The sequence below is a fragment of the Streptomyces lonarensis genome (assembly GCF_012033735.1).
Classification (GTDB): Bacteria; Actinomycetota; Actinomycetes; order Streptomycetales; family Streptomycetaceae; genus Streptomyces; species Streptomyces lonarensis.
Map to the genome: position 1 here is coordinate 1 of NZ_JAAVJD010000317.1, position 4,882 is coordinate 4,882.

Here is a 4,882-nt window from a genome sequence, read left to right on the forward strand (position 1 = left end):
GCCTACGACCGGTCCGCGCCATCTCCTGCTTGATGAAGGAGTGGCCGACGCGGGTGCGGACGGGCACGCCGCCGGACTCGCGGACGACCTCGGGGACCGGGGGTGGTGCCCCGGGTCAGGCGTCCGCGCGGACCAGGGCGAGGACCTCGTCCCGGACGGCGGCCATGGTGGCGTCGTCGCGGGCCTCGACGTTGAGGCGGAGCAGTGGCTCGGTGTTGGAGGCCCGCAGGTTGAACCACCAGTCCTCTGCGGTGACGGTGAGGCCGTCCAGCTCGTCGAGCACCGCCCCGGGGCGGTCCTGGTAGGCGGCGCGGACGGCGGCGGCCCGGCCGGCTTGGTCCGCGACGGTGGAGTTGATCTCGCCGGAGGCCGCGTACCGGTCGTAGGCGGCGACCAGGTCGGAGAGCGGCCGGTCCTGGCCGCCGAGGGCGGCGAGGACGTGCAGGGCGGCCAGCATGCCGGTGTCGGCGTTCCAGAAGTCGCGGAAGTAGTAGTGGGCGGAGTGCTCGCCGCCGAAGACGGCCCCGGTCCGCGCCATCTCCTGCTTGATGAAGGAGTGGCCGACGCGGGTGCGGACGGGCACGCCGCCGGACTCGCGGACGACCTCGGGGACCGACCAGGAGGTGATCAGGTTGTGGATCACCGTGGCGCCGGGCGACTTGGCAAGTTCCCGGGAGGCGACGAGCGCGGTGATCGCGGAGGGGGAGACCGGTTCGCCGCGCTCGTCCACGACGAAGCAGCGGTCGGCGTCGCCGTCGAAGGCGATGCCGAGGTCGGCGCCGGTCTCCCGGACGCGGGCCTGCAGGTCGACGATGTTCGCCGGGTCCAGCGGGTTGGCCTCGTGGTTGGGGAAGGTCCCGTCGAGCTCGAAGTAGAGGGCGTCGACCGTGAGCGGCAGCCCGGCCAGCACGGTCGGGACGGTGTGACCGCCCATGCCGTTGCCCGCGTCGACCACGAGCTTCAGCGGGCGCATCCCGTCGAGGGGGACCAGGGAGCGCAGGTGGTCGGCGTAGTCGCCGAGGGTGTCGCGGGGCTCCAGGGTGCCGGGCTTCGCGACGGGCTCGGGGGCGCCGTCCGCGCTCCAGCGCTCGACCAGGGCGCGGATGTCGGCGAGCCCGGAGTCCTGCCCCACGGGGGCGGCGCCGGCGCGGCACATCTTGATGCCGTTGTAGCGGGCGGGGTTGTGGCTCGCGGTGAACATGGCGCCGGGGCGGTCCAGGGCGCCGCTGGCGTAGTACAGCTGGTCGGTGGAGCAGAGCCCGATCTCGGTGACGTCGGCGCCGCGTTCGGCGGCGCCGAGCGCGAAGGCCCGGGCGAGGCCGGGTGAGGACGGCCGCATGTCGTGGCCGACCACGACGGCGGACGCGGCGCCGCCGCCCTCGCCGGCGATCTCGGCGAACGCGGCCCCGAAGAGCCGCGCCAGGTTCTCGTCGAGCTGGTCCGGGACCACGCCTCGGACGTCGTACGCCTTCACGATCTGGGACAGGTCCGGCACAGGTCACCCCTCGGTGTGTCCGGCGGTCCGCCGCGGCTGACGGGCCGTCCGGTCTGACGGATCGTTGGTGTTCGGCTGCGCGCCTGTCGGTCCGCCCGCGTCGCGGGCGGGGCGCACGCCCGCGCGGCATCGACGGCGCGCGGGTCGGTCACGGTACCGAGCGTAGGACACGCGTCACCGTGGGGACACGCCGCCCGTGAGCCCGGCGGGGCCGGGCCGGTCGGGACGGCTACGGGTCGGGCGAGCGCAGGATGCGGAGGTGGCCGCGGCGGGCGACCTCCATGGGGTCGGCGCCGGCGCGCGGCGGCGCCTGACGCGCCTCGGGTACCTCGCGGGACCCTCGGGCGGCCTCCCGGACAGCGTCGGCCAGTGCCTCCAGGTCGTCTCCACTGGGCCTCGGGGGCGAGGTGCCCATCGCGAGTCGCACCACCTCCCAGCCGCGCGGCGCGGTGAGCCGCTCGGAGTGGTGGGCGCACAGGTCGTAGCAGTGGGGTTCCGCGTAGGTGGCGAGCGGGCCGAGGACCGCCGTGGAGTCCGCGTAGACATATGTCAGCGTCGCGACGGCGGGTCGGCCGCACGCGGTGCGCGAACAGCGACGTACGGAGCTCACGATCCTGGACGGTACCGCACTCCTGAGCGGGCCGCGACGGTTGGCCCGGACCCCGGTGCCCGTGTCGCCCCCATCGTGGCCGGGACGTACCGGTTCGCCCGGAACGTGACCGGCCGCGCGCCGGTCGTCCCTTAAGGTCGGAGGCGATGAGTGATCCCAGCGCGTCCCCGTCGGCGGGCCGTCCGCCCGGTGCCCCGGCGCACCGCCACCGCGACCGGCACGGCCGCGGCATACGCGGTCCGCTGGCGCCGCCCCAGGTGCCGTTGGCCGCCAGCCGCGCCGAGACCTTCGACGGGCTGGTGCTCGACTCGGCGGACCGGCTGCGCCGCCGGCACCCGCAGTTGGGCCGGGTGGACTTCGAGGTCCACGAGGTGCCGGAGACGGCGTCCGGGGAGGACCCGGAGCCGGTGCCGCTGGGGCGCGCCGTCCCCGAGGAGGGCGACCGCCCCGCGCGGATCGTCGTCTACCGGCGCCCGGTGGAACTGCGGGCCCGGGGGCGGGACGACCGCGCGGCCCTGGTGCACGAGGTGGTCGTGGAGCAGGCGGCGGAGCTGCTGGGGCTGGCGCCGGAGTCGATCGACCCCCGCTACGGCCAGGACTGACCCGCGCCGGGGGCCCTGCAGCACCGTCGCGGGGCCGGCACCGGGGCGCCGGCCCCGGGATGTCAGCGGCTGAGGACGCCGAGGTCGGGCGAGGTGCGCGGCACCGAGACGCTCGACCGGTCGTCCGGCAGCGTCTGGACGGTGAACATCGGCACGTCGTCCCGGTCCTCGGTCAGCATCCGCGCGGCGTGGAGCGTGCCGCCGCTGACGCGCCGGACGGTGAGGGCGTAGCGGCCCTCGATCTCCTCGGCCGACTCGGGCGCGTGGGTGACGGTGGTCCCGGCGGGCACGGTGAGCGTCTCGGTGGCGGGCTCGCCGCCCTCGTCACCGGCCGAGGTGAGGACCTCCACCTCGACGTCCTCGTCGGTGGCGGTCAGGATCAGCCGGGTCTCCCCCGGCACGTTGCCGGCGGCGGTCGACTGCTCCTCGATCGACGCGGTGGCCGGCAGGAACGCGAACTCCCGCTCGCCGTCCTCCTCGCGGGTCACGAGCAACGCGGCGACGATGGGGCCGGCGGTGTCGCCCTCGGGGGTGAGGACCAGCGAACCGGCCTCGCCCTGGACCACGGTGTCGAGCTCCACCGACTCGACCATGCCGGAGCGCAGATGGACGGTCTCGTTGCCCGCGGGGGTGATGGTGGAGGTGGGCCCGGCGAAGCCGACCCGCGCGGTGATGTCGCTCTCGCCGGGGGTGAACGCCACCAGGCGGACCGACTCGGCGTCGGCGGGGACGCCGGGCAGCACCACGGGGCCGTCCGGGGAGGTGACCGGGGCGAGCCAGTCGGCGCCGTCTTCGGTGTCGACGGCCTGGATCTGCGCGCCGACCCGGCCGGTGCGGGCGACGACGTGGACGCCGAGCGCGTCCTCGGACGCCTCGGTGAGCGTGGTCAGCCGCACCCGGACGGTGGCGCCGCCCGGCACGGTAACGCCCTCCTCGACGATCGGTGCGAGCCGGCCCTCCGGGCCGAAGAGGTCGATGTCGACGACGGTCGCTCCGTCGTCGGGGTTGGTGAGGTGGATGTAGTCCGCCCGCTCGTCGGCGGTGGAGGCGCCGGCGAACCAGAACGAGGTGTCCGGCTGCTGGCAGGCGGCGCCCAGCAGGCCGCGGCCGTCTCCCGCGCCGTCGACGAGGGTGGTCTGCTGCACGGTCCAACCGGGGGCCAGGGCGCCGTCCGCGGTCCCGGCGAGCGCGGGGGCGTCGGGACCGTCGACCGTGTCGGTGACGGGGACGCCGGGCCGGTCGCCGGCGAGGACGCGGTCGGCGGCGTCGGCGTCCGCCTCCGCGTCGGCCGCTTCCTCGGAGTCGGCGTCCTCGTCGGCGGAGTCCTCCGGGTCCTCGGAATCGGTCTCCTCGTCCTCCGCTTCTTCCTCGGACTCGTCGTCCTCGTCCTCGTCGGGGTCGAACGCAGTGCCGGGAACGTGCTCGGTCAGCGGTGTCAGGCCTGAGCTGCCCTCCGCCTCGCCGGCCTCGCCCGGGGTGTGGGCGGTGTACCGGGTCTCGGCGGACTCGGCGGCGCTGGGCTGCGGGCAGACCAGGGTGGAGCGTTCCACGGGCGCCCGCTCCGCCTCGCCGGCCGAGGCCGTCGCACCGGCGTCGCCGCCGAGCGTGGAGGCTCCGGCCACGGCCGCCAGCGCCACGGCCACCGCCGCGAGGGTCACCAGCGGGCTGCGGGCCCCCGCCGGGGTGTCGGAGTTCCCGGTGCCACCGGGGCGGAGTTTCATCGCTGGCCGTTCCCGTCGCCGTAGTGGTGCGGCTGGTCGGAGGAGTGGTCGTAGCCCTGGGCGTCGTCCCGGTGCTGCCAGTCCCCGCCGGAGTAGGGGGCGCCGTAGTCGTAGCCCTGCTGCGGATAGCCGGTGGCGGCGGGGTCGCCGTAGCCCGGGTGCGGGGTCTGCTGCTGCCCGGGGTGGCCGCCCGCGTCGTGGCCGTACCCCTGCTGCGGGTAACCGCCGTAGCCGTCCTGGCCGTAGCCGCCCTGGTCGGGGTACTGGCCCGGCTGGGTCCCCGCGTAGTCGTAGCCGTCCCAGCCGGCGCCGCCGGCCGGCTGGTGCTGCCCGGTGCCGGGGCCCTCCCGGCCGGTGTCGCCGGACCAGTCGGCGGCCCCCGCCGGGACGGGCTCCGCCTCGGGGGCGGCGGGCTCGGTCGGGGCCTCGGGGGCGGCCTCCGGTGCGGGGGCGG

4 protein-coding genes and 2 pseudogenes are annotated in these 4,882 nt (G+C 76.1%); 1 reads left to right on the plus strand and 5 read right to left on the minus strand.

Features of this window, described 5'->3' with window-relative positions; genetic code table 11:
• The 3 genes and pseudogenes from HCN56_RS27085 to HCN56_RS23585 all read right to left on the minus strand — a co-directional run.
• Window positions 1–82, minus strand: a pseudogene (locus HCN56_RS27085) (hypothetical protein); the annotation flags it as partial.
• Window positions 83–115: 33 nt separating this feature from the next.
• Window positions 116–1,495, minus strand: a complete 1,380-nt coding sequence (locus tag HCN56_RS23580; RefSeq protein WP_167974369.1) for a phosphomannomutase/phosphoglucomutase — start codon at window positions 1,493–1,495, stop codon at window positions 116–118.
• Window positions 1,496–1,724: 229 nt separating this feature from the next.
• On the minus strand, window positions 1,725–2,108 hold the full coding sequence (locus HCN56_RS23585) for a DUF3499 domain-containing protein (RefSeq protein ID WP_167974375.1): 384 nt from the start codon (window positions 2,106–2,108) through the stop codon (window positions 1,725–1,727).
• A 143-nt stretch (window positions 2,109–2,251) separates the two neighbouring features.
• On the opposite strand from HCN56_RS23585, the gene HCN56_RS23590 reads away from it, so the two are divergent.
• On the plus strand, window positions 2,252–2,707 hold the full coding sequence (locus tag HCN56_RS23590; protein ID WP_167974371.1) for a metallopeptidase family protein: 456 nt from the start codon (window positions 2,252–2,254) through the stop codon (window positions 2,705–2,707).
• Window positions 2,708–2,769: 62 nt separating this feature from the next.
• Here the strand turns inward: HCN56_RS23590 and HCN56_RS23595 are convergent, their stop codons facing one another.
• Together HCN56_RS23595 and HCN56_RS23600 are read right to left on the minus strand one after the other, a co-directional pair.
• Complete coding sequence (locus HCN56_RS23595; RefSeq protein WP_167974373.1) at window positions 2,770–4,428, minus strand: DUF5719 family protein; 1,659 nt, start codon at window positions 4,426–4,428, stop codon at window positions 2,770–2,772.
• Window positions 4,425–4,882: pseudogene (locus HCN56_RS23600) on the minus strand (hypothetical protein); the annotation flags it as partial. The pseudogene HCN56_RS23600 and the gene HCN56_RS23595, both read right to left, overlap by 4 nt.

Bases quoted from the DNA above. Each gene is read 5' to 3' on its own strand.
- HCN56_RS23590 (WP_167974371.1), top strand. From the start codon at position 2,252: ATGAGTGATCCCAGCGCGTCCCCGTCGGCGGGCCGTCCGCCCGGTGCC.
- HCN56_RS23595 (WP_167974373.1), bottom strand. From the start codon at position 4,428: ATGAAACTCCGCCCCGGTGGCACCGGGAACTCCGACACCCCGGCGGGG.